Origin of the sequence: Bacillus salipaludis (assembly GCF_030938565.1) — a bacterium.
Lineage (GTDB): Bacteria > Bacillota > Bacilli > Bacillales > Cytobacillaceae > Neobacillus > Neobacillus salipaludis_A.
In genome coordinates this window covers 3,174,642-3,197,014 of sequence record NZ_JAVGVR010000001.1, presented here as the reverse complement: position 1 = coordinate 3,197,014, position 22,373 = coordinate 3,174,642, and the positions used below count along the sequence as shown (strand labels likewise).

Below are 22,373 nucleotides of genomic sequence, written 5' to 3'. Positions count from 1 at the left end.
AAACAGTTGTACCTACTTTCTGGTTTTATTGGATGTCATTTTGTGGCTTGTAGTATGAATCAATAAAGGAAAATCAGCATAATAGTAAAAAAACGATTGGAGTTGATTGCATTGAACAATTTCAATCCTGAAAAACTATCTGTTGAATACATGGATGGGATTACTGCTACGGGTCCTGTTATTCCAAGGAGCTACACGCTCACTCATTCTGATTTAACTGGAGATCTGTTTTTAACCATTGGAATTCATTATGCCTGGGATAAAATCAATCCTATGCGAGATGAAGTATTAGGTGAATGGAAACAAATTGGAGGTACCTTTTATTATTGTGTTTATTTGCATATTGATCAAGGCCAATATAACCAAAATCAAGCAGCAAAACGCAATGAAATATTTAAACGTGAATTACCACTTGCCTTAACAGCTATTCGATACGGCGACAGATTTTTTTTCAACGCATACCCTCATCTAGATCAAGCGACAATAATCATTAACTTTATGTCCGCCTTTCCCCAGTTTGCTAGACAAGAAAGCTGGGGAACCTTCCACCATTTTTCATACAGATCATGATCTAAGATTGTATGTCACAACTAACATAGTCACTTCCCCCACCAACGTACATTGTTCTTATCATTTACTTGAAACGAAAAAGCTCATTTGCAGTTTATAATAATAAGGAGGCACTAAATCAGCGCCTTCTTATTATAAACTGCCTTTATTTAGTAAGGTTCTCCGTATCATGTCTAATGGAAAAAATCGGCATAAAGACAAGTCGATTTCACTTCTTTAAAAAAATAAGCTACCCAATTGTGATTGTAAAACGCACAATTAAGGTAGCTAAAACTTAGTAAAGAATTCAATATGTTTTTAGGTATACGGAATTTGAATATCCACTATAAATTTTTTTCCCGTTTACTGTTCTATAGGCCCTGATTTTGAAGTAATACAGCTTGCCTTTTGATAGTTTAGTATTTGTATTACTAATAGTAGAACCCGATGTAAGAGTGGCTACTTTCGTATATACGCCTTTATAGGACGTCGCCCTGAAAAGTTCGTATCCGCTGGCTTCTGTCCCTTTTGTCCAAGTCAGTTTAATTGAAGTGCTGCTTGCTCTGGATGCCTTTAGTCCGGTTGGTGCCGCAAGGACTGGCGTACCACTTACAATGGTCGAATAGGAACTATAAACCTTCGTACCATTCACCACTCGGTATGCCCGAACCTTGTAATAATACGCTCGGTTCGTTACCAAACCACTGTTCGTGTAAGAAGAAGTGGATGTAGCGAGATAACTGTATGTTCCCGTTTTCGTTGTAGCCCTGAAAATTTGATAGCCTTGTGCTCCGGAAACAGGCCCCCAGGTGACTTTTACTTTGCTGTAACCCGCTGAAGTGGCTTTCACCCCACCCGGTACTGCCGTATTTTTTGCATAGCGTGCAGATAGGACAACAGCAGATTTAATCGGTGTTTGTAGATTGTATGGGACGGTATCTTTTGAACTTTTAAACCAGCCGACAAACGTATAACCTGTTCGAACTGGTGCTTTTACTGATAAAGGTTTTGCCCCATAATTAACCTTTTGAGAGCTAAGGACTCCGCCATCGTCGTTCTTAAAGATAACCTGATATTGGTTAATCTTATAAAGGGCAGTAATGGTTAAATCGGAAGTAGCATTGGTAAACTTCTGATTCCAGCCAGTAAAGGTATAGCCAGTCCGGCTTGGCTGTGCAGGTGCTGTAATCGGCATATTATATTTCACTTTTGAATCACTCAAAATAGATCCATTATAGTCTTTGAAAATAATTGTATAGACTTTAGGTTCGTAAACAGCCTTTACCGTAAGATCAGACGTTATCTTGTTAAATGCTTGATCCCACTGTAAGAATGTATATCCATCCTTTGATGGAGTTTGAGGTGCATTGGCAGATGAACCATATGCGACCGTCTGAGTATCAAGGACCGTACCATTGGAATCCATGAACACGACTTTATAATGATTGATCTTATACTGGGCAGTTACCACTAGGTCCGATGTAACATTGCTGAAATCGATATCCCAGCCTGTTAATGTATAACCCGTTCTCTCTGGATTTTCAGGAGGATTAGCCGCAGATCCATATCCAATCTGCTTAGTAGAAAGGACCGTACCGTCCGCATCTTTAAAAACAACCGTATATGTCAAGTTACCCCTCAATGCATCGATTGACGTTGGACCATAATCTAAATCTACATTTCCCGATATTCCTGGGACTGTATCTTGGTCGTACTGCCAAGCCGTCCATTCGGTCCACCCGCCAACTGCTGGCGGTTGAGTAACGCCATAGCGTGCAATCCAAAGGGGAAGATCTGAAAGCTTGCCACCAAAATCGTTGTACTGCTGTACAAACCATGCACCTGTGTAGACCATTACATGGCGATGCGTCAGTGATTTTACCGTATCGGTAAAGACTCTTGCCCAGCTGGCTATTTCATCGGAAGTTAGCGTTCCAGTAGAAGTAGGTTGTTCTAAATCAAGAACAGGCATGATCTCTCCAAAATCGCCCATTCCTCCATTCGTCATCACATTGACGAAATACTGCGCTTCTGCTTTTGCATCGTCAGGGCTATATGGCGCACTCGGACTTGCATAGTGGTAGGCACCAATAGGGAGCCCTGCTGCCCTTGCTCCCTGCACATTAGTCGAAAACATAGGGTCGGTATATGTTGTACCTTGTGAAGCCTTTGCATAGACGAAAGCTATACCTGAGTTTTTGACCTGCTTCCAGTCAATAGTTCCTTGCCAATGCGATACATCAATCCCTTTTAAATTGGCGCTTGTCGCTGGCGGCATTACTCCAGACGCCAAAGCTGCAGAATGGCTCGTTAGCAGAACGCTAATCAGCAGAACAACAAAAATAAACGAGCGCATCCACTTTGCTGCATGTTTCATAGTCTCTCTCCCTTAAATCTGATATAAAATTATGTATTCTAGCAATCTACTACCTTATGGGAAAACTACTAGTTTATAATTCTATCATACATAAGGGATAGCATATGAGTAAATGTTGAATAATTGGTAATAACCCACAACACAAGCCAATATTTGGGTATGATTTTGAAGAGAGGAAAAAGAGAAAATTGATTAAATTAGTTATCGTTTCAGTACCAAGATTTCATAATAATTTTTTGTATTATTGCTAATTAAAAAGCTCATCTCGCCAAAATATATCCCTTGCTATGCTATCCTAATATCCGAAAATAGCTACATACTGATTTTGCAATACAAACCTATTATCTAACCATCCTAAGGTGTTCAAGACATATCCTCCGGTTACATCACCACGTGCAAACGAAACAATACTTGGCTGATTCATCGTTGTCCTAGAATAATCGTTATACATAACCTACTCCTTATCATGGTGATCACCATGATGATTTTCTGACGGTCTAAAAGAATTATTGCTCTTTATCTAATAAGTAATATCCATTCACCAGCATCATAAAATTTATAAGGCCAGCTGAATTTTCATGAAAATATTGCATAGCTCCCGCTCTCGAGGTTTTTGGAGGATTGAATTTCGTTTATTATTCATCATAAAGGAGAGGAAAAGGTGAAAAAATTCAGTTCTTTCGCTGGTACCGTTACCATGATACAAGATTATTTAGTAAATTCAGACGAGGAATTAAAAGGGTGTTTTAAGTTAATGTCCTTATTAAGAGGAGATGGTTCAATCGTAAATTTCGTTATTAGTCCAACAACCTATTTTTTGGATCGAGTTATGGTTTCAGTTGGAGATCATGTAACTGGTTTTTATGATGTCAATCTACCCGTCCTTTTAATTTATCCCCCACAATATCAGGCTCTCATCATCGTAAAAGATAACCCTTATCATAATGTAAAGGTTGATTATTTTGATAGTCATCTGGTAAGTAGTGATGCCCAGTTACAATTGAATATTTCTAATTATACGCCGATATTATTACAAAACGATCAACTCTTCACATTGAGTCCTGCAAACCGAAATTTACTCGTTGTATATGGTCCCACCACACTAAGCATTCCTGCCCAAACTACTCCCTTTAAAATCATTGTTTTATGCTAATCATTTTAGAGGATATAAGGGCGTTATGGCCTCTTTGTTATTTACCGACTTTTCTCTCCTCGTAGAATAATCATTCCAATTGTTTATTTATCCCTACAGACGATGACCAGTTTACACCTAAAGAGTCTGTACAAATTTTTAGCTTATTAGAATTCCTAAAAAAAGCCGATTCGAGAACAGATTTCGAATCGGTTTATTTATCTTTAAAAAAACCTCATTTACTTATAGTTAGGTTCATTTTGATTAATAATAGAGACGAAAACTCCCAAATAATATAATTGATATTGGCCATCAGGTTTATAGATCCATATGACAACCTATACCACTTCAAAGTATTGTTGGAGTGGCCTTTTACTTTCCATATATATAGAAAGCTATGACTAAAACAATAATGTCTGGGAACAATTTAAACAGCTAAATCAAGCAACAAATTTCCAACTATGTCAGATCCATAAATCGGTATTTTATTTAAACTAACCACTAGATTTTAGGATAAACTGATACTTTTAAATATACCAATTATTTGCTACTATTACTCCATAAAATACTCTAATTTAAAAAGGAACGATACATATGCGATTTAAACCAAACTATGCCCCAGGACCAACGGACGTACGTGAGAATGTACGCTTAGCGTTAGCTAAAAAAACAAATAACCCTGATTTTGATAAAGAATTCATCCACTATTACCATGAGGTGTGCCAAAAGATGGGCCAGGTCATGGGGACTACAAATGAAGTACTGCTGCTTGCCGGAGAAGGGATTCTAGCTTTGGAAGCTGCCTGTGCGAGCTTAACTGAACCTGGTGACCGTGTCCTAGTACTGGATAACGGGATATATGGTGAAGGTTTTCAATATTTTGTGAAAATGTATGGAGGAGAACCTGTTGTCTTAAGTTTTGACTATCATAAAGACATACCTGCTGAAGAACTACGCAACTATTTAGAAAAAGATCATGACTTCAAATATGCAACATTTGTTCATTGTGATACACCAACGTCCATGTTAAATGATGTTAGTCAACTCTCCCCCCTACTAAAAGAATATGGCATTCTAACAGTGGTTGATTCAGTAGCTGGTATGGTTGGTGAACCAATCGATGTCGACCAAAATCAAATCGATATTTGCTGCGGGGGTACTCAAAAGGCGATCTCAGCACCTGTTGGCTTAGCGATCGTTTCCATTAGTGAAGACGCTAAAAAATCGATGAATAACCGTATAACACCAATTGCTTCTTATTATGCAAACCTACAAATTTTCGAGGGATATATTGAAAAAGGAACCTTACCTTATACGATGCCCGCTGGAAATATTGAAGCTTTAGATGTTGCCTTGGACAATATTTTAAATGAAGGACAAGTGGCGGTTTATGACCGACATGCGAAAATTGCGAACGCAGTAAGGAAATCTGTTCAAGAATATGGACTATCCTTATTCTTAGAATTAGGAGCCTCCAATACGGTAACTGCCGTCATCATTCCAGAAGAAATAGGCGCATTACGATTACAACAACACATCCAAGAAACATATAATTTATTCATTGCTACTTCTTTGGCGCAATATGAAGATGTTATCTTGCGTATTGGTCATATGGGTGAAAATGGCTTCGTTGAAAAAGTTCTATCTGTATTAACAGTGATCGATCATGGCCTACGTGATTTAGGTTTCAAAGGAAAGGGTAATCTTGGACAACTATTCTTAGATGCCTATAGAGCAGAAAATTAAGAAATCAATTAATACGATTAATACTTGAAACTACCGAACCTCATATACTTTTGATAGGGTTCACCTTAATTTATCTAAATGAGGTGTAAGCCCGTATTTAAATAGTGCAAATTAATAGAGTAGCACCTCCTGTTTGTATCAATTAAAGGAGGTGTTTTTCTATGCTACAACAAAATAGACCATTGTCCCCCTCTGACGTAGGAATCTAAAAAATATTCCCTTCATAGTTGTTGGTAATCCCTCAATTGACTACAAATAAAATATGCGAGAAAATATAAACCAAGAGATGATAGTAGAGAGGGGGATATCATTGGAAGAACGTTCGCTTATTTTACTTGGATTGCTTATGAGTCAAAGTCAACATGGATACCAAATCAATGAATTTATAGAGAGAAACTTAAGTGCAGTGACAGATATGAAAAAACCTACTGCCTATGCAACTTTAGATAAACTCAGTCATAACGGATATATTGATATTCAGTTGGAGCAAGAAGGAAACAGACCGACCCGAAAAGTGTACTCCATTAATGAAAATGGCAAGAAATATTTTTACGAATTATTATTGCTGAATTTATCTTCAGCCGAAAGTGTGAATTATCAAGGAGATATTGGGTTAATGTTTATTGATTTTCTCCCTTTAGAAAAAACAATACCTGCGTTGGAAGAACGGTTAAACAATAATAAGAAATTATTAGCACTCATCAAACAAACTCCATCCCACGGAGAAAGATCGGGAGTCAATCTTGCGGTAGAACACAAAATGGCAATGTTGGAAGCAGAGGTTGCCTTTCTTGAAAAGTCGATAAGAAAGCTTTCCCCTTATTTGAAATAATTCTCCCTCTATAGGTAGTGCTAAATTTAAGGAAACCTTGTTATGGGGTTTCCTTTTCCTATTTATGCATGATCAAATCCCCCATTACTTCCTTTTTGCCTTTCTGCCCTCAATTAGTCACAGTTGACTAATCACCGACAAAATAATATAATACTATCAAATTAGTCATCTATGACTAATCATAAATATTTAAAGGAGGACTTACATTGTTTCTGGCTTTAAAAGAATTAAAACATGGCAAATTTCGTTTCCTTATGATTGGAACCATTACCGTCCTTATAGCTTGGCTAGTCTTTATTCTGTCAGGTTTGGGAAACGGGCTTTCCACTCTGAGTGCTGCCACATTTAAAAACATGAAAGCAGATTACGTTACTTTTGAAGAAGGATCCAGATCCTCTATGAGCCGTTCACTATTACCTGAATCATTAATGGATGAACTAGAAGAGCAAGATCATGTTTCTTCGGCAGCACCGATGGGGGCCACAATGGCTACCGTTTTAAAATCCACTCCTTCCAAAGATAGTGAAAAAGTAGATATTGCGATATTAGGTATCAATCCGGGGAGTTTTTTAGAACCAAAGGTGATTGAAGGAAATCCTCTTAATAATGATAAATTATTAGGAGTTATCGCTAATGACACCTTAAAGGACAAAGGCTTTAAAATTGGAGACACTATCTCCATTGAAGGGTCATTAGAGAAAATGGAGATTATCGGATTTGTAGAAAATGAAACGTACAATCATTTACCTGCTATTTTTACCACACTAGATAAATGGCGCTCCATTCAATTTGCAGCACCTGGTTCTGATAATGGAATTAAGAATCCAGTAAACGGTATTATGCTTCAAGGAGAAAATATTGATTCGCAGAAATTAAATAATCTTTACCATAACACTGAGACCGTTACAAAGGCTGCAGCGATTCAAGGAATGCCTGGTTACAAAGAGGAAAACGGTACAATTATGATGATGCTTGCCTTCCTTTTGGCAATCTCTGCTTTTGTACTAGCCGTCTTCTTTTATGTACTTACCTTGCAAAAATCCAATCAATTTGGCATTTTAAAAGCAATTGGCGCAAGTAATGGATTTTTAGGTAAAACCATTGTGTCACAAGTTTTTCTACTTTCACTTAGTAGTATTGTTGTTGGAATACTCTTAACCTATGGAACAGCACTCATTCTCCCAGAGGGAATGCCGTTTTCACTAGATATAAAGCTTGTCGTCATTTATGCTTTTTTATTGCTCGTAATATCAATTTTAAGTTCATTGATTTCTATCCGTAAAATTACAAAAATAGACCCACTTCAAGCCATTGGGAGGATTGAGTAATGTCTGGAATAATGTTTAATCATGTATCCAAGGTTTATCAGCAAGGGGGAAATCAAGTAGTTGCGCTTAGTGACGTTTCACTTTCCGTCGACCAAGGAGAATTTATTGCCGTCGTTGGTCCCTCAGGTTCAGGTAAAAGTACGTTTCTCTCTATTGCCGGGGCCTTACTGCAAGCCTCAGAGGGAGAGGTAATGCTTAATGGAATAGTATTAGGGGATTTAAAAGAGAAAGATTTATCAAAAGTGCGCCTTGAAGAAATAGGGTTTATATTACAAACTAGCAATCTAGTTCCCTATTTAAATGTTCTCGACCAATTACTTGTTGTTAGAAAGATGGCGGGTAAAATGACAAAAAGAGATAAAGAAACTGCCAAAGAGTTACTTCAACATCTTGGACTAGAATCAAAAATAAAGAAATTCCCAGAACATTTATCCGGAGGAGAACGTCAACGAACGGCTATTGCTCGTGCATTGATGAATAATCCTTCGATTATTTTGGCAGATGAACCAACAGCAAGTCTTGATACTCAAAGGGCCCATGAGGTTGTCCAACTTATTGCAAGGGAAGTAAAATCCAGAAAAAAAGCAGCGATTATGGTAACCCATGATGAACGAATGTTAGAATACTGTGACAAAGTATATAGAATGGAAGATGGTAAACTTAAGTCGGCTGATTATTATTTGGAAAAGGCAAAATGACAAAAAGAAGGAAAATGGAGCCCTAGACTAAAAAGGTAGGCTAAACAAGAATCTCATAAAAGATAAATCTTGTTTAGCCTATATTTGTCGACCTGGTTCATTTCAGCCGACTTTGCCTAGCTTCACACAATCTGACTACTACCATTATGTGCATGATGAGAATCAGATCTTTTTAACATATGCTCCCCTTTCGTTTAAGTACAAAATTCACATTCCTACCCTCTCTAACTTTCTAACAAAAACCTTTTCATAATATCTAAAAACTTTTTTGGGCTCGATACAGGGTATTTGTTAAGTACTACTCATTTTGATAAAAGCAATTCTTTGCTATAAAAAAGTTAAAAATCTATTATTCCAAAGATTCTCATGATGCTCAATGATTGTTTTAGCTCCTAAAAGTTCGCTGTTAAGGGTTGTCGTCAACCCTTTTTTCATAAATAATCTATATCCTAATCCATGAGCCATTCTAATCGTTGTATCTACACAATATTCAGTTTGTGCACCACAAATTTCAAGTTTATTTATCTTTAATTTCTTTAGTTGTTCATTCAAATCAGTCTTATAAAATGAGTTTGCATGTGTTTTATTAATATAGATATCTGTATCTTTAGCATTTAGTTCCGGAAATAGTTGCCATTCTGGAGAATTCAGAACCAAATCACTATCATTATGTTGAACAAAGATTATAGGATTATTCTTTTCTCTAAATAAATGGATTCTTTGGTTAACACCATTTAATACATACGATAAGTTATAAAGTGGAATATTTTCAGGCTGTACACCGATTTGCAAGTCGATAATGATTAATGCTGTATTTTCCATAATTATTATTCTCCTCATACCTTTTTTTAACAATTAATCTATTTAAGAATATCATAAGATTTTCCTTATGTACTTTTCAAAGGAAAAAAATGCACTAAAATTGTGGCCAGTCCCCCACTGATGTAAAACTTTACTCCACCTGGGGACTGACCCCTTGAACACTGCGAAAAGCCCTTTTCAAAATCAGTCCATTTATATGGTAAAAATCCAGAAAAAAAGCTTGTCAGTAAGGCCATTTTTAGGCTTATCGACAAGCTTTTTACGTTCACTGGATCCTTTAAAATGTCTATTGCCTCTTTTTCTTTTGCGTCCAAGATTTCAAAGATCCTTATAGTAAAAAAAGTAGACAAAATATGTCCACTTTATTTTGTAAGATAATAAATATTTTTCCTATTAACAATATTTTCAGCGTTTTGTTTCCGTTGTTTTTTATACTTCTTCTCGTAATTAACAAACATTGAAACATTGACTAAAATTCCTGCAGCAATTGCTAATTGAATTAGAGAAGATCCTCCATAACTGACAAATGGTAGGGGGACACCAGTAAGTGGGATGAGGCCAGAGATACCAGCAAGATTAACAAAAGCTTGGATGCCAATCATGCTTGAAATACCGATAGCTAGTAAACTTCCAAATGGATCTTTGCATTGCAATGCAATATAAATTCCCCTTAACACTATATATGCTAATGTAATGATTACAAAACCAACACCCCATATTCCTAACTCTTCAGCAATAACCGCCATAATAAAGTCTGTATGTGATTCTGGCAAATAACCAAGCTTTTCAATCCCTTTTCCCAATCCTAATCCATTTATTCCACCATTACCAATTGCTATGTATGAATTTACAAGGTGATATCCAGAGGTTTCTTGAAACTTAAATGGATCTTTTAAAATTTCAAAACGATTCATTCGAGTTGATGTGAATATTTTATTATAAAAAAGGAGAAAAAATGGTATCAGTACTATAACACCAAGTGTACCTAGTTTCGATAAATTTTTAATATTGATTCCAGAAGAAATAATGATTGCTCCGGAAAATAATAAAATAAGTTCAACTGTACCGAAATCCGGTTGAATCGCAATTAATATACAAACTACTCCTAAATAAACTAAAGGAGGGATAACCCCTTTTTTAAATTCATTTATATATTCCTGTTTTTTAGCATACTGTGCAGATAAATAAATAATCACACAAAGCTTAACAAATTCTGCCGGTTGAATACTAAACGGTCCAATTTTAAACCAACTTTGTGCATTTCCAGCCACATGTCCAAAGAGAAAAAGCGCCATTAGGATAAAAATGGATGAAAAAACAATCGTTATAAGTACTTTTTTGCTTTTCAAGGCTTTATAAGGGAATAAGGCAGTAATAACAAAGAAAAAAGCACCACATAGTAAAAATAATTTTTGTTTCTGATAGAAATAATCACTGGAAACTCCATATCTTTCTACAGCAGTAGCCATGCTCGCACTATAGACCATGATTAAACTAAAGAGAGATAATAAGGTTATCGCAATAATTAAAGTATAATCATAGGATTTTACAATTTTCTTAAACATCATTTCCTCCTCTTTAATAATTTCTAAAAAATTTTTAGTAGTTATGTTTCATAAATTATGACTAAATCTTACTATGTATATGAAAAGGTAATTCCGGCTTTACTATAGCAAAAAAGTATTAGGATTTTATTACAAATAAACTATAATTTGATTATTTTATCAATCGAGTTAAAAGGAAGACGAAAAAAAACGAAAAAACACCTTAAATATAAGGTGTTTTTATTTAGCAATAGATAGTAACACTCTTCAAAAGGAATGATTTTCTTTCAATTGATTGAGAAAATTGCACGTAAAGTAGCAGGTGTTATTTGCTTAATTTCAAGAAGTGTGTTCGGCATATTAAAAAATAAAAACGATTAAACCTAATCAGCTACTCCACAGACAATTAATTTAATATTTAATAAACCTTTACATAAAATCCATTAAAACTTAAAAAATTGCTTATATAATATGATTGTGATTGATAAATACAGTTTTTCCAAAGAAACAGTAAAATCTTTTTTTGATATAAAAATCTGAAGACTAAAATGGGGTATCTGTCATGGAAAATATCTTTTTATCAATATACTTCACTACAGTTATTTATACTCTTTTATATATTAACTCAGCTTCTAGGCATGGGGATAACTTTAAAGACATGCATAATAACTATATGACTATAAATTGGATGGAATAATAAATAAATTGAACTGTTGGTTTGTTTACTATTTTGACTGCTTTCCAAATTTCAGTTAAGCATGCTGGATACATGCACGAAAAAAGGCGCCCTGCAGCTGTCGCATTTGTTTAAGGCACAAATCTTTTAAGGTTATTAAAATTTCAATAATATCATGTATGCATTTAATGAATTACGACATATTTATTTAAATCTGTATGATGAAAGGAGGGATACTATGAAAAAGATTAGCAGTACATTACAAAAAATGATTGAAAAAAATAAAAGTGAGATTTTATCCAATCAAACTAAACTGATCGATATAGAGAAAAAAGTTGACACTAAAATAATTGCCAATGGAAAATAACATTGATATAAAATGGCTCTTATCTGTATTTCAACAAAAATATCCAGTTTCCTTTAAAGTAAGTTATTCAATTAAATGCCTGTTTGTGCAATTACACTCTCCTCCTCCAGTAGGAGGAATCTATGTAAAGTATGAATCTCGAAATACAAAAATGTAAATAAAGTGTAATAATCATAATCGGCACGAGGATGTTATAATCATCCTTTTTAAAATAACCACCCCCCTACTCGCTTTAATCACTTCTAAAGTCACTTAACCATTCTCAAAACAGGGGTAAAAATTTATCTTTTAATTGGGGGATTTTAATAATGTGGGTAGTTACTGTCCATTCAAAAGAACATACTATAATGTTTGAGTTTGACACAGAAAGAGAAGCAAGAGAAACTTTTGAGAAAATTCAGGGTAACAAAATCCTTTCAGAGATTATCTATTTCAATGATTCTTGCTTAGAAAAAGCTGTTTAGGATTCCTACCACATTTTACTGGGTTTCCCGGTATTTTCATTGTTCCTGCTACTGGGCCAACATAATAAATTTTCACCTGTAAGAAGATTTTTTAATTTGAATAAGAGAATTTAACAAATTTAAAACCACCAAGACTGGTGGTTTTTTATTCTTAGTTTAATTTTCCAAGTTTTTTAACTGCTTTTTGATAAGTTGTAAAGTAATACTATACCTACTCATCCCGGTTCCCTTATTCAATTTCGAATCCTGCCTCCGATCCTTCGGATGGGTGCGATCAATACATTTTTCTTTTGCCTCCAAGATTCCAATCATCTGAATCAGTTCATATCGCGGTTTAAAAAAGTAAATAGATTGGGCACTCGATCAATAAAATATTTATAATGATGCTCTCCATTCTTAACCACTTTAAATTGTGAATAAAAAATTTTATTCTTTATTATTTCACATACTCTTTCATTTGATTTTAGGAATTTCTCACTTACAACATGATCATTTCTAGCTTCTTTGTCCCCACAATCCATATAAAAGCTTTTAATATGTGACAAATTAGACTCAAATAGAAGGTTCTCTATTTCTTCCTGGTTACGGTAGAACGCACAGGAAATTCCCGCTACATGCTGAAATGCTTCAGGATAAACACAAGCAGCATATGTTGATATAAGTACTCCGAGAGAGGCACCCGCTATTGCGTTTGCGTTTTTCAAGGTGCGATACTTATTATGTATGAATGGAATAAGCACATTCACAATAAATTCAACATATTGTTTCCCCTTACCTCCAGTTGTACTGGGTTGTCCTAGGACATCTTCGCAATATGCACCATCCACCCAAGGACAATACTCGTTTAATCTCTCTTTAGGATTTTGATCGATGGCCACTACAATAACATCCAATTTTTTATCATGGAGGTACTTTTCTAAACCTAAAGATACTCCACCTATTGCTTCACGATCATCAAATACATTTTGTCCATCATGCATATATAGCACAGGATACTTTGTTCGTGTAGATTGATAACTTTCAGGCACATATACTCTTATTTTCCTATTTTCTTTAAAGGCATTTATACGAATAGAATGAAATTCTAACATTGTCTCCCTCACCCTTGATTATGATTCATAATCCGTAATGAACTTCAGTAGATGGCTATGTTAAGGTCTTATCCCATTCCTCAATAGCAAAACTAAATCCAACACATTTAATCCCGCCTTAGACACGAACTCAAAACAATTATAAAATCATCGAAGGCATATGTATATTTTTAAAAGGCTGTTTTCGCAAGGATTGTTGTTTTTCGAACAGATTTAATAGTAAACTTTTGACCCTAAGGCATGCATTCGGACACGATTGCCCTTGGCTTCATCAAAGATATTCGAATGAGACCATTATTCAGACTCGATTACCTTGGATCTCATCATAGACTGTCCGAAAAAGCCCCTAAATGGATCATATTTTACCAAGAGCAACAAAGTTTGAAAAATTGGGGTCAGTCCCCGTGTGAGCTAACGTTCTACTCCACAAGGGGACTGACCCCTTGAACACAGATAATTATTTAAGAGTATATGTTACCACTTAACAAAGTCGCTTTCTCCACCAACAACGTACATTCTTCATATAGTTTACTTCAAAACAAAAAACTTAAATTTGCAGTTTATAATAAAAAGAAGAAAGCACTTAAATCATTGCCATCTTCTATAAAAACTGCACCTATTTATGATAAGGTTCACCTCAACTTATCTAAATGAGGTTTATTCTGTGCCGAATTTCTGTATCCCCATATTTTATATCTGTATGGATAAGGCTCCTCATATAAGCTTTTTGAATAAGACTTCCAGTTCCATTGATTTTTTTAACGTATTGAAAATAGGGGAATTTTTAAGGGCACTGAAGCAAAAATCATCAAAATCATTGTCCTCAATTTCAACAAATAAAAAAACGGTTACAGTTATTTTTCTGATAAACGGTTCTTCATCATACCCTTTCACACCTACCAAGGATAGAGGGTTTTCCAGTGAAAGGTTCAAAACTCCTTCAATTTCTTCAATAATAGAGCCCCTTTTTTTCGACACCTCTAAGAGCGTCAAAATGATGCTGCTTAAAACGGATCCGGCGAAGTATTCGAGACTCGTGATTTCGTTGTATTCTGGATCAAAACTCATTTGCTTTTCTATTTGAAAGCTCATTTGATTTGTAAAAACTTTTACCGATGAGAGATCATTTGACGTCCCCCTAAAGCTCATATCAAAAATCCTGGATTCATATAATGTGTTTATTTCATCTTTTGACTGCTTATTCATACTTACTCCTTAGTATTAAAGCCGCTCCTGTCAATGAGCGTATTTTAGCTGAGATATTTTCATAGATGTTAACCGGACTATTGGCGAAGGTTGCAAAACCGCAGTCAGGATTTAGCCATATTCTTTCCTTTGGAAGATACGTCATTGCCTCTTCGACTCTTGAAAGGATAGGATCCAATGTCTCCATTTCATCTGTACGCGGATTGATCACGCCTAAACCAAGGGTGGCATGCCCCCTAATTCTTGAATCAGCCAATAACGAACTTAGTTCACCTGCCCGTGGTGTTGAGAATTCAAGTGTTAAAAGGTCCGGATTCACACTAGCAAATAACTCAAGCAGTGGAGTATATGGACCTGTCAATAATATGCTCTCATTCTTGCTCCAGTTGCCTCTGCAGACATGTAAAGAAGCAACCGTCTTTGTTCTATCTATATGACTCATAATCTTTCCAATTAAGGAACTGGCAAATTCAAGCTCCTCTTTAGGATCTTTTCTCTCAGAAAGAGCTGCACACATAAATGACCTCGGCTTTCCCTCTGTAAAAACAACCTCGGTCAGAACCGGTTCATCAAATTGAATTACATCAACCCCTATATTCAAAAGATGATCTATCTCTTCCTTCATGATCTTTATTACATCTTGCCCAAGTTCTTCCTTGCTGCCATAAACCTTACCAGAGAGATTAGGAAGCCACATCGATCTGGTTAGAAGATAGGGACCTGGCATTGTGATCTTAACGGGTTTGTTGGTGAACTTCTTCATCATCAAAAGCTCATTTGCGACAATATCGCCATTGTAGTTCAACTTACCAACACAAATAGCATTTTTAATGCTGACAGCCGGAACGTCAAGCGCGGTCAAAATATTCTCAAAAGCTTTTTTATCATCAATATAATCGAGCATTTCACTCATGTTCATCATTCTAACGCCGCTAATTTTATCGGAAACAAAGGACACATAGTTATCCCGTCCGAGCTCTCCGCTTGTGATGATATCAATCCCTAAATCCTCCTGCAGCTTAATGATCTTTTGCGTTTCAATCTCAATAAGCTGGTTGAAGTCATTTGGTTCAATCGTTCCTTTTCTCATCATTCTGAGGGCTCTTAGAACCTCTTTTGACCTTGGCATGCTCCCAATTAAGGAAGCGGGAAATAGCGGTAATGGCCTATCCATGTGTTTCATCCCCCAAAATGGATGTAAATGGTTAAAAGAGAAGCAGCGAAAAAAAAACGCTCTTCTCTTTTAAATAAACAAGTTTAAAGTTTGTCTAGCAAAAATTCATTCACGAATTACCTATATGAAGAACTTCAGATAGTCATTGGCTTCACGTAATTGCTGAAATCCTGTGATTCTGCCTTCAACCCATTCTTTCAAACCTTCCATATCCATCATCTTCCTATGAGCTTCATTGTTATAGTCCATTCTATGAAGCACCTTTTGCCATTCTATGAACCTATCAGTTGAAAAAACAGGATGAGCTACGAAAATACAGTGGTCAAACAAAGCGGTTGTATCAATGCATACCAGTTGATTTTCATCAATTGCGCCATCCTTCTTCCAAGCTTCCCAGTTCAAATCTAGAGTAACAGAGGCGTCTACAGTTCCCTCCATCAACGCTTTAATAGCATCCAGCTCTCCACCTATATGGTCTCCATGTAGGCCTACGCCAATATCAAACCTTTTCTCAGTGTAGTCCGCTCCATACTCAAGTCCATTTTTATGCAAATGGTTAATTGGTATTAATCTTGCCTGAGGAGAGTCTATCGCTCCAAAGCCAATTGTCTTGCCCCTTAGCCCGGCTAGATTTGTGATCCCGCTGTCTTTTCTCACTATAAAACAGGTCTTTCTGTCTCTGTCCGTATCTCGCATTGAACCCATCTGGCATTTTCCATCGGTTCTCAAATAAGCGTCCAACCATGCAAGGGGCGAATTCCAGGCAATGTCTATTTCCCTGTTTAATAAACCGTCAACCTGTCCTTCGTAATCCTTATAGAAGATACATTCGATTTCAAGGCCTTCCTCTTTGAAAAAATCGGCGATGATCCCCCAGATAACGGTAACCCTCGGATCATAAATAACAGCCCCTACTTTTATTCTATCGTTATTCAATGAGCTCACTCCTTATATTGTGGTTATGGAATCATCTGACCTGTTAATGCTTTTCCAAGCCAAATAGCCAGAACGTCGGCACTTGGAGCCATAATTTGTCCGGCATATGCGTCTCTCAGAAGCCTTTCCGTAGGGAGAGATTTATTGTAAGCTTTCCCTCCACCCACTCTCATTGCAAGCCTTCCACATTCGATTGCAGCTTCTGAGGCCACGATTCTTGCCGAGAGAATCTTTGCAAGTGCATCAGCTTCACTGTTGGCACCCGCTCTAGCAGCGTCTAGAGTAAGTGCTCTAGCGGCTGCTGCAGTTTTATAAATATTTGCAATATGAATTTGAATTGTTTCAATATTAGCAAGGGTTGTCCCATCCGGATATTGTCTATCCACAGCATGGTTGCTGGCTATTTCAAACATATGCATGGCAGTACCGCTATAAACGGCTCCCAGCCCTGTGACGAAAAATGGAGCTACCACGTTGAATACCTGCTCTTCTCCTGAACCTTCTGCCCCAATGCGGAAAGATGAATCCAAAGTGACATTCTCAATGTGCATTGGACATGACGCATTACCTCTCAATCCAAAGCCATTCCATTTTGACAAGTCAAAGGATAGGCCTTTTGTTTCCAGAGGGAATACCCAATTGTTTATTTTTCCTTCTTCAACAGATGGTGCAAGAACGAGATAGTAAGAAGCATATGTTCCAGATGTGACCATACTCTTTGTTCCGTTAAAAGTTGTGTTGTCCCCGTTAACCTCAGCAGTCATTTCCGGAATATAGAAGTGTGTTCCTGTTCCTAATTCGCTGTAGGCTAAAGCCATGAATTTCCCATTTTCTACAATGTCTGTGAAAATATTTTGCTTTAGTTCGTCACTTCCATGAGTTAGAATACACATCAATGCGACATTATGCATCATGTAACAAAGGGCTGTAGTTGAGCAGGTCTCTGCAAATGCCAGACAAGCCTGGGCATGCTCTTCAAGTCCTTTGCCAAATCCGCCATATTCTACAGGTATAACCAGTTTTAAAAAGCCGTTTTCACTTAGCTTCTTGAAGGACTCTTCAGGAAATTTCGACTCCTTGTCAGTCAATTCAGTGTAAGGCAGTATGTAGGACCTTGCAAAATCTTTGCCTTGTTGATAAATATTGTTCATATATTCCTCACCCTCCATAAAATCCCATATTATTAATATAAAATTTTTTATGAATCCATTTTCATATAAACACAATCAATGCTGCAAAAAGAGCTTCACTATAGAACAAATTTTAAGAAAAGAGTCTTATCTTATTAGCTAAATAACCCCAACCAATGACAAGAACGGTAATAGCAGCAGGAATCAATAAATGGTAATCGTGTGGAAGAATATACTCGAATTTTGGTTCTCCCGCCATCATTTCACCTGCTGTCCAAGCTAATATTCCAGCACCAGCATAAGAAATGATGGGGTACTTTTCCATTGCCTTTAATATCAATTGGCTGCCAAAAACAACGAGAGGAATACTCACAATAACTCCAATTATGATACCGGATATATTTCCTTCAACAGCACCAGCAATAGCAAGTACATTATCAAGGGACATGATGGCATCAGCCGTAATAATGGTTTTCACAGCGGAAATGAAACTTGAACCCCCTTCTCGATGAGAGTCATGTTCATCACCGATTAGAAGTTTTATGGCAATATACACGAGAAGAAGACCGCCTACAAAAGTTACGAAAGGTAATTTTAGTAGGTAAACAATAGCTACTGCAAAAATTAAACGTAAAATAATCGCTCCAACTGTTCCCCAAAAGATGGCTTTCTTTTGTTGCTTCTTTGGAACATTACGTGATGCCATCGCGATTACAACTGCGTTATCCCCACTTAATACAATATTGATTAAAATAACCTCCAAAAGAACCGCAAATGACAAACCAAAGATCTCCAAACTATTCACCTCTGGAACAAGCTTAGTAAGTCATTATATTAATCTGAGGTTTAAAAAAGACCCAATTTGTGATATTCTGCGTTTTACCAGAGATTTTCCAAATACCACTTTGAACAAGTACGCTGAATCATAAAAAACATCAATTTTTTAAAACAAGGCTGTGTTAAAGAACATTGTTGATTTTTTACCCCGTTGATTGGAGTGGAAGACACGAAGACTCCTGCGGGAGTACGGGGCAGGGGAGACCCCACAGGAGCGAAGCGACGAGGAGGCTCACCGGCACGCCCGCGGAAAGCGAAGTGCCTGGAACGGAAATCAACAGACTAGTTTAACAGAGCCTATAACAAAGAAAGAGAGCTGACGGGCCCCGCCTGCTCTCTTCCTATTATTTTTCTTTTGTAACAGCGGAAAGCGCAGGTTTTTTCGTTTCCTCTTTGTTATCATCAGATACTAAATCCTTAGCGGCACTTTTGAATTCGGTTAATGTACGCCCGAATGCCCGGCCCACTTCTGGCAGTTTTGAAGGACCAAAAATGATTAGAGCAATAACCAGTACTAAAATTAACCCTGGAATACCAATATTGGAAAGCATTTTGATTCATCTCCTTTTTAAGTAATGGCATTGTGAATGGTTATCTCTCACATTTCTATCTAACTATTTTTTCTTGTTTTTTGTTTTCTGGTATTGGGCCAGGATCAGTGCTTTGATCATTTGCTGTAAGGTCAATGCCAAAGTCCTTTGCAAAAACCATATGTGTTTCAACTAATACATCTGCTTTAGTTTCATCCAAATTAAATACACGGGCACCGCGCAGTCGATTTCGTTCAGCCCCCGGCAATCCGTAGGCACCAAATCCGGTACTGCCTGAATAACCCAGTAATATTCCAAAATAATTCCCCATGTATGTGTTTACGTGGTCATGACCGCAAAACACACCTTTGACATCTCCTCTGTCAAGCATGGCCGAAAACATGCCACTATTAATGGGCCCCGGGCACTCCTCTTCATTCCTTTCTCCTACTATTTGATGCTTTTTTATTGCTCGGGCATGGTCAATATCTGTTCTGCTATCAACACTATCAAACCACATGTAACGATGTTCCCAAAGAGGGATATGAATGAACATGAGAGAAAGTACTTTGTAACCAAACTGTTTCTCCAGCCTTTTGGAAGTCTCAAAATACCAGTTGACCTGATTTGAACGAATCCAATCCCAAGTAGGATATCCACTAAAATCCTGCCCCGCAATCGTTTTAGGAGCATACCTGCCGCTATCTAGCAGCCAAAGATTGAAAGCGGCTTTCTTTCCTGCGGAATCCCTAATCAGCAGGTTCATGTTTCCCGTTCCGTTTATATCCGTTACTCCCGGCTGATTAACATTGTATTTGTATGCCATATAAAATTTAAGCATGGCTTCCTCATCAAGTCCGCCTTTTGGTGTTGAATCTTCATCATGGTTGCCAAAAGTAACAGCCCACTTGATCCCCCTCTGTTCCATTGGCTGGGCCACATTGTTCATAGCTTGTCTCATCTCAAGCTCCGAATTGCAGCCACCGGTGATAATGTCACCATTTAGTACTACAAAATCTGGTTTCTCACTATCAAGCACTTTATTCATTAATTCGATTGTACGGCGATCAATCTGCTCATCATCCTGTGTATCGTTAAACTGCACGATCTTAAACTTTCCATCTGGATTGAATTGTAGTTTAGCATTATCATTTGTTTCAGCGTGAGCGACGGTAGTACCGAATAGATTGACACCTGGTATGCCAGCAGAAGCGATTGTTAAGGCAACTGTACTCATTCCTCCAATTTTTATGAAGTCCCTCCTGTTTAAAACCTTGTTTTCATTTTGTTCATTCATTAGAATCCGCCCCTATTCATTTAATAGATTATAATTGTTTAAATCATGCCAGTTGAGCTGGAAAGCATTAAACTTTTTGTACATGTCAAACTTTATCAAAAGATTGTAAATTCAGTTTTATAGCAACGTAAATTATTCCGATATTTTTCTATTTAGGAATTTCCACCCATTTTAATTATATGTAAGATAGATTTTAGTCATATACGAGCATATTTTGGGTTCTTTTGACTTATATAATAAATTCCATTCTTGATTTATGGGCGGAACAATGAGAAAAAAGTGGTAGTGAGGAAAGAATGTATTGTAAGAGGATTGTAAAATTTTATTATATATATATGTGATGCTTATCGGAGCATAATAGAACCGCAAAGCTTCAATAGGGATTAAAGTAAATAAGAAGCCCATGGAGGTATATTTTAATTACTTGCAACATTAAAGAAAAAGCCTATTCAAGATTTATTTGCTCTTGAGTAGGCTTGTTTGTTTTTTGAAAAAAACTCATTTACTTATGATACGATTCACCATTTCATACTATTTAAGAGGCCGAAATCTATAATTTTAATGGCTGCCCCTCAAATGCTTTAACTTCTAATGGTGCAGTCAAAAAGTCTTTTGCATTTGCTACGAACTTGGTAAAGTGCTCGCTTGAGTTATGCTTGGCAACAGCTTGCATATCCTCCCAAATCTCCACCATCGTAAATACATTTTCGTTTTCTGTATCTTTTTGAAGGAGATATGATATATTTCCGTTTTCTTCTCTTGATGCAGCAATTAACGGCTGAATTTCCTCTAGAAACAAATCCTGTTTCGCTGGATTTATATGGAATGTGGCATGAATAATAATCATCGAACGTCAATCCCTTCTTATTTAGGTTTCATTACTTCCATTGCGCGACTTGATCAATAGGCAGACGAACGGATGGGTGTCCGTTATCTGCTGCTTTACCAATCGAGATTAACATAACCGGAACATAACGTTCTTTATCCAATCCAAATGCTTCTGCAATTTTGTCTTTTTCATATCCGCCGATTGGATTTGTATCGTATCCATAAGCGCGGGCAGCAAGCATGAACTGCATGGATACAAGTCCGCCATCCACTAAAACAATATCTTCCATAGCTTCACGTGAAATCGTTTCAAAATAGCCTGAATAGGAAGCGTGAATTCTTTCTTTTACTTCTAAGGGCATAAATCCCTTCTCTACAGCTGCGCCGAAGATTTCTTCAAATTTCTCAAAATTATTCAAATCACCAAATACGGCAATAACGGCTGATGAAGTTTCAACTTGAGTTTGGTTAAAACGTGCCAGTGGGGCAAGTGTTGCTTTTGCCTCAGGACTTTCAATCACAAGAAAGCGCCATGGCTGCATATTAACAGAAGAAGGAGCACGTGTTGCTAATGTAAGAATTTCAGTCATTTCTTCATGGCTGATTTTTACGGATTTATCATAATTTTTAATGGAACGTCGTTCTGCCACAATTTTATTAAAATCATTCGTTACTTGTGTTTTAGTCATAGTAGTCATAGTTATATTTTCCTCTTTTCGTTATAAGTATTGTTTATAATATTTGAGTTCCATGATTTAATTCATTTTAGACAAAAATATTATAAAGTGTCTAAAATGTTAGCTGTGTAT

General features: G+C 36.7%; 22 protein-coding genes. 8 read left to right on the top strand and 14 right to left on the bottom strand.

Features of this window, described 5'->3' with window-relative positions:
- Window positions 1–111: 111 nt before the first annotated feature.
- Window positions 112–570, top strand: coding sequence for a staygreen family protein (locus RCG21_RS15875; RefSeq protein ID WP_133339064.1), 459 nt, complete (start codon window positions 112–114; stop codon window positions 568–570).
- 286 nt (window positions 571–856) lie between these two features.
- On the opposite strand, the gene RCG21_RS15870 is transcribed toward RCG21_RS15875, so the two are convergent.
- Entirely contained in the window at window positions 857–2,926 is a 2,070-nt protein-coding gene (locus RCG21_RS15870) for a GH25 family lysozyme (protein ID WP_133339066.1), read from the bottom strand.
- 295 nt (window positions 2,927–3,221) lie between these two features.
- Window positions 3,222–3,377 (bottom strand): hypothetical protein, encoded by a 156-nt coding sequence (locus RCG21_RS15865; RefSeq protein WP_208025420.1) that lies wholly within the window; start codon window positions 3,375–3,377, stop codon window positions 3,222–3,224.
- A gap of 210 nt (window positions 3,378–3,587) precedes the next feature.
- Between RCG21_RS15865 and RCG21_RS15860 the strand changes: the two genes are divergently transcribed.
- From RCG21_RS15860 to RCG21_RS15840, 5 genes are all read left to right on the top strand, one after another.
- Window positions 3,588–4,079 (top strand): hypothetical protein, encoded by a 492-nt coding sequence (locus RCG21_RS15860; protein ID WP_133339068.1) that lies wholly within the window; start codon window positions 3,588–3,590, stop codon window positions 4,077–4,079.
- Between the two features lie 573 nt (window positions 4,080–4,652).
- Window positions 4,653–5,804 (top strand): pyridoxal-phosphate-dependent aminotransferase family protein, encoded by a 1,152-nt coding sequence (locus RCG21_RS15855; protein ID WP_133339070.1) that lies wholly within the window; start codon window positions 4,653–4,655, stop codon window positions 5,802–5,804.
- A gap of 310 nt (window positions 5,805–6,114) precedes the next feature.
- Window positions 6,115–6,636 (top strand): PadR family transcriptional regulator, encoded by a 522-nt coding sequence (locus RCG21_RS15850; RefSeq protein ID WP_133339072.1) that lies wholly within the window; start codon window positions 6,115–6,117, stop codon window positions 6,634–6,636.
- A 206-nt stretch (window positions 6,637–6,842) separates the two neighbouring features.
- Window positions 6,843–7,964 (top strand): ABC transporter permease, encoded by a 1,122-nt coding sequence (locus RCG21_RS15845; protein WP_308913369.1) that lies wholly within the window; start codon window positions 6,843–6,845, stop codon window positions 7,962–7,964.
- Window positions 7,964–8,662, top strand: coding sequence for an ABC transporter ATP-binding protein (locus RCG21_RS15840; RefSeq protein ID WP_133339076.1), 699 nt, complete (start codon window positions 7,964–7,966; stop codon window positions 8,660–8,662). Before RCG21_RS15845 ends, RCG21_RS15840 begins: the two co-directional genes overlap by 1 nt.
- 327 nt (window positions 8,663–8,989) lie before the next feature.
- Here RCG21_RS15840 and RCG21_RS15835 read toward each other — a convergent pair whose 3' ends face one another.
- Both RCG21_RS15835 and RCG21_RS15830 read right to left on the bottom strand, forming a co-directional pair.
- Entirely contained in the window at window positions 8,990–9,484 is a 495-nt protein-coding gene (locus RCG21_RS15835; RefSeq protein ID WP_133339078.1) for a cysteine hydrolase family protein, read from the bottom strand.
- 362 nt (window positions 9,485–9,846) lie between these two features.
- Window positions 9,847–11,049 carry an FtsW/RodA/SpoVE family cell cycle protein gene (locus tag RCG21_RS15830; protein WP_133339080.1) on the bottom strand — a complete coding sequence of 401 codons (1,203 nt, stop codon included), beginning with the start codon at window positions 11,047–11,049 and terminating at the stop codon, window positions 9,847–9,849.
- Window positions 11,050–11,942: 893 nt separating this feature from the next.
- Here RCG21_RS15830 and RCG21_RS15825 point away from each other — a divergent pair.
- Together RCG21_RS15825 and RCG21_RS15820 are read left to right on the top strand one after the other, a co-directional pair.
- The gene (locus RCG21_RS15825; protein WP_133339082.1) at window positions 11,943–12,071 is read left to right on the top strand and encodes an FbpB family small basic protein; all 129 of its coding nucleotides are present in this window, start codon (window positions 11,943–11,945) and stop codon (window positions 12,069–12,071) included.
- 308 nt (window positions 12,072–12,379) lie between these two features.
- Complete coding sequence (locus tag RCG21_RS15820) at window positions 12,380–12,535, top strand: hypothetical protein (protein WP_165976382.1); 156 nt, start codon at window positions 12,380–12,382, stop codon at window positions 12,533–12,535.
- A 317-nt stretch (window positions 12,536–12,852) separates the two neighbouring features.
- On the opposite strand, the gene RCG21_RS15815 is transcribed toward RCG21_RS15820, so the two are convergent.
- The 10 genes from RCG21_RS15815 to RCG21_RS15770 form a co-directional block, all read right to left on the bottom strand.
- Window positions 12,853–13,626 carry an alpha/beta hydrolase gene (locus tag RCG21_RS15815; RefSeq protein ID WP_133339084.1) on the bottom strand — a complete coding sequence of 258 codons (774 nt, stop codon included), beginning with the start codon at window positions 13,624–13,626 and terminating at the stop codon, window positions 12,853–12,855.
- Between the two features lie 714 nt (window positions 13,627–14,340).
- Window positions 14,341–14,832 carry an OsmC family protein gene (locus RCG21_RS15810; RefSeq protein ID WP_133339086.1) on the bottom strand — a complete coding sequence of 164 codons (492 nt, stop codon included), beginning with the start codon at window positions 14,830–14,832 and terminating at the stop codon, window positions 14,341–14,343.
- Window positions 14,825–16,006 (bottom strand): cobalamin-independent methionine synthase II family protein, encoded by a 1,182-nt coding sequence (locus tag RCG21_RS15805; protein ID WP_133339088.1) that lies wholly within the window; start codon window positions 16,004–16,006, stop codon window positions 14,825–14,827. The genes RCG21_RS15810 and RCG21_RS15805 overlap by 8 nt, the downstream gene beginning before the upstream one ends.
- Window positions 16,007–16,126: 120 nt before the next feature.
- Window positions 16,127–16,942, bottom strand: a complete 816-nt coding sequence (locus tag RCG21_RS15800; protein ID WP_133339090.1) for a phosphate/phosphite/phosphonate ABC transporter substrate-binding protein — start codon at window positions 16,940–16,942, stop codon at window positions 16,127–16,129.
- Between the two features lie 23 nt (window positions 16,943–16,965).
- Complete coding sequence (locus RCG21_RS15795; protein WP_133339092.1) at window positions 16,966–18,093, bottom strand: acyl-CoA dehydrogenase family protein; 1,128 nt, start codon at window positions 18,091–18,093, stop codon at window positions 16,966–16,968.
- A gap of 112 nt (window positions 18,094–18,205) precedes the next feature.
- Window positions 18,206–18,877 carry a TerC family protein gene (locus tag RCG21_RS15790; RefSeq protein ID WP_372512677.1) on the bottom strand — a complete coding sequence of 224 codons (672 nt, stop codon included), beginning with the start codon at window positions 18,875–18,877 and terminating at the stop codon, window positions 18,206–18,208.
- 376 nt (window positions 18,878–19,253) lie between these two features.
- Entirely contained in the window at window positions 19,254–19,460 is a 207-nt protein-coding gene (gene tatAD, locus RCG21_RS15785; protein WP_133339096.1) for a sec-independent protein translocase protein TatAD, read from the bottom strand.
- A 55-nt stretch (window positions 19,461–19,515) separates the two neighbouring features.
- Window positions 19,516–20,736, bottom strand: a complete 1,221-nt coding sequence (locus RCG21_RS15780) for a metallophosphoesterase family protein (RefSeq protein ID WP_308913368.1) — start codon at window positions 20,734–20,736, stop codon at window positions 19,516–19,518.
- A 550-nt stretch (window positions 20,737–21,286) separates the two neighbouring features.
- Complete coding sequence (locus RCG21_RS15775; protein WP_133339100.1) at window positions 21,287–21,583, bottom strand: putative quinol monooxygenase; 297 nt, start codon at window positions 21,581–21,583, stop codon at window positions 21,287–21,289.
- Window positions 21,584–21,614: 31 nt separating this feature from the next.
- Window positions 21,615–22,253 (bottom strand): nitroreductase family protein, encoded by a 639-nt coding sequence (locus RCG21_RS15770; protein WP_133339182.1) that lies wholly within the window; start codon window positions 22,251–22,253, stop codon window positions 21,615–21,617.
- Window positions 22,254–22,373: the final 120 nt, after the last annotated feature.

Excerpts from the sequence above, each read along its gene's own strand:
- RCG21_RS15855 (WP_133339070.1), top strand. The coding sequence starts at position 4,653 with ATGCGATTTAAACCAAACTATGCCCCAGGACCAACGGACGTACGTGAG.
- RCG21_RS15780 (WP_308913368.1), bottom strand. The coding sequence starts at position 20,736 with ATGAATGAACAAAATGAAAACAAGGTTTTAAACAGGAGGGACTTCATA.
- RCG21_RS15770 (WP_133339182.1), bottom strand. The coding sequence starts at position 22,253 with ATGACTAAAACACAAGTAACGAATGATTTTAATAAAATTGTGGCAGAA.
- RCG21_RS15835 (WP_133339078.1), bottom strand. The coding sequence starts at position 9,484 with ATGGAAAATACAGCATTAATCATTATCGACTTGCAAATCGGTGTACAG.
- RCG21_RS15810 (WP_133339086.1), bottom strand. The coding sequence starts at position 14,832 with ATGAATAAGCAGTCAAAAGATGAAATAAACACATTATATGAATCCAGG.
- RCG21_RS15830 (WP_133339080.1), bottom strand. The coding sequence starts at position 11,049 with ATGTTTAAGAAAATTGTAAAATCCTATGATTATACTTTAATTATTGCG.
- RCG21_RS15870 (WP_133339066.1), bottom strand. The coding sequence starts at position 2,926 with ATGAAACATGCAGCAAAGTGGATGCGCTCGTTTATTTTTGTTGTTCTG.
- RCG21_RS15840 (WP_133339076.1), top strand. The coding sequence starts at position 7,964 with ATGTCTGGAATAATGTTTAATCATGTATCCAAGGTTTATCAGCAAGGG.
- RCG21_RS15795 (WP_133339092.1), bottom strand. The coding sequence starts at position 18,093 with ATGAACAATATTTATCAACAAGGCAAAGATTTTGCAAGGTCCTACATA.
- RCG21_RS15865 (WP_208025420.1), bottom strand. The coding sequence starts at position 3,377 with ATGTATAACGATTATTCTAGGACAACGATGAATCAGCCAAGTATTGTT.
- RCG21_RS15775 (WP_133339100.1), bottom strand. The coding sequence starts at position 21,583 with ATGATTATTATTCATGCCACATTCCATATAAATCCAGCGAAACAGGAT.
- tatAD (WP_133339096.1), bottom strand. The coding sequence starts at position 19,460 with ATGCTTTCCAATATTGGTATTCCAGGGTTAATTTTAGTACTGGTTATT.
- RCG21_RS15815 (WP_133339084.1), bottom strand. The coding sequence starts at position 13,626 with ATGTTAGAATTTCATTCTATTCGTATAAATGCCTTTAAAGAAAATAGG.
- RCG21_RS15825 (WP_133339082.1), top strand. The coding sequence starts at position 11,943 with ATGAAAAAGATTAGCAGTACATTACAAAAAATGATTGAAAAAAATAAA.
- RCG21_RS15805 (WP_133339088.1), bottom strand. The coding sequence starts at position 16,006 with ATGGATAGGCCATTACCGCTATTTCCCGCTTCCTTAATTGGGAGCATG.
- RCG21_RS15820 (WP_165976382.1), top strand. The coding sequence starts at position 12,380 with ATGTGGGTAGTTACTGTCCATTCAAAAGAACATACTATAATGTTTGAG.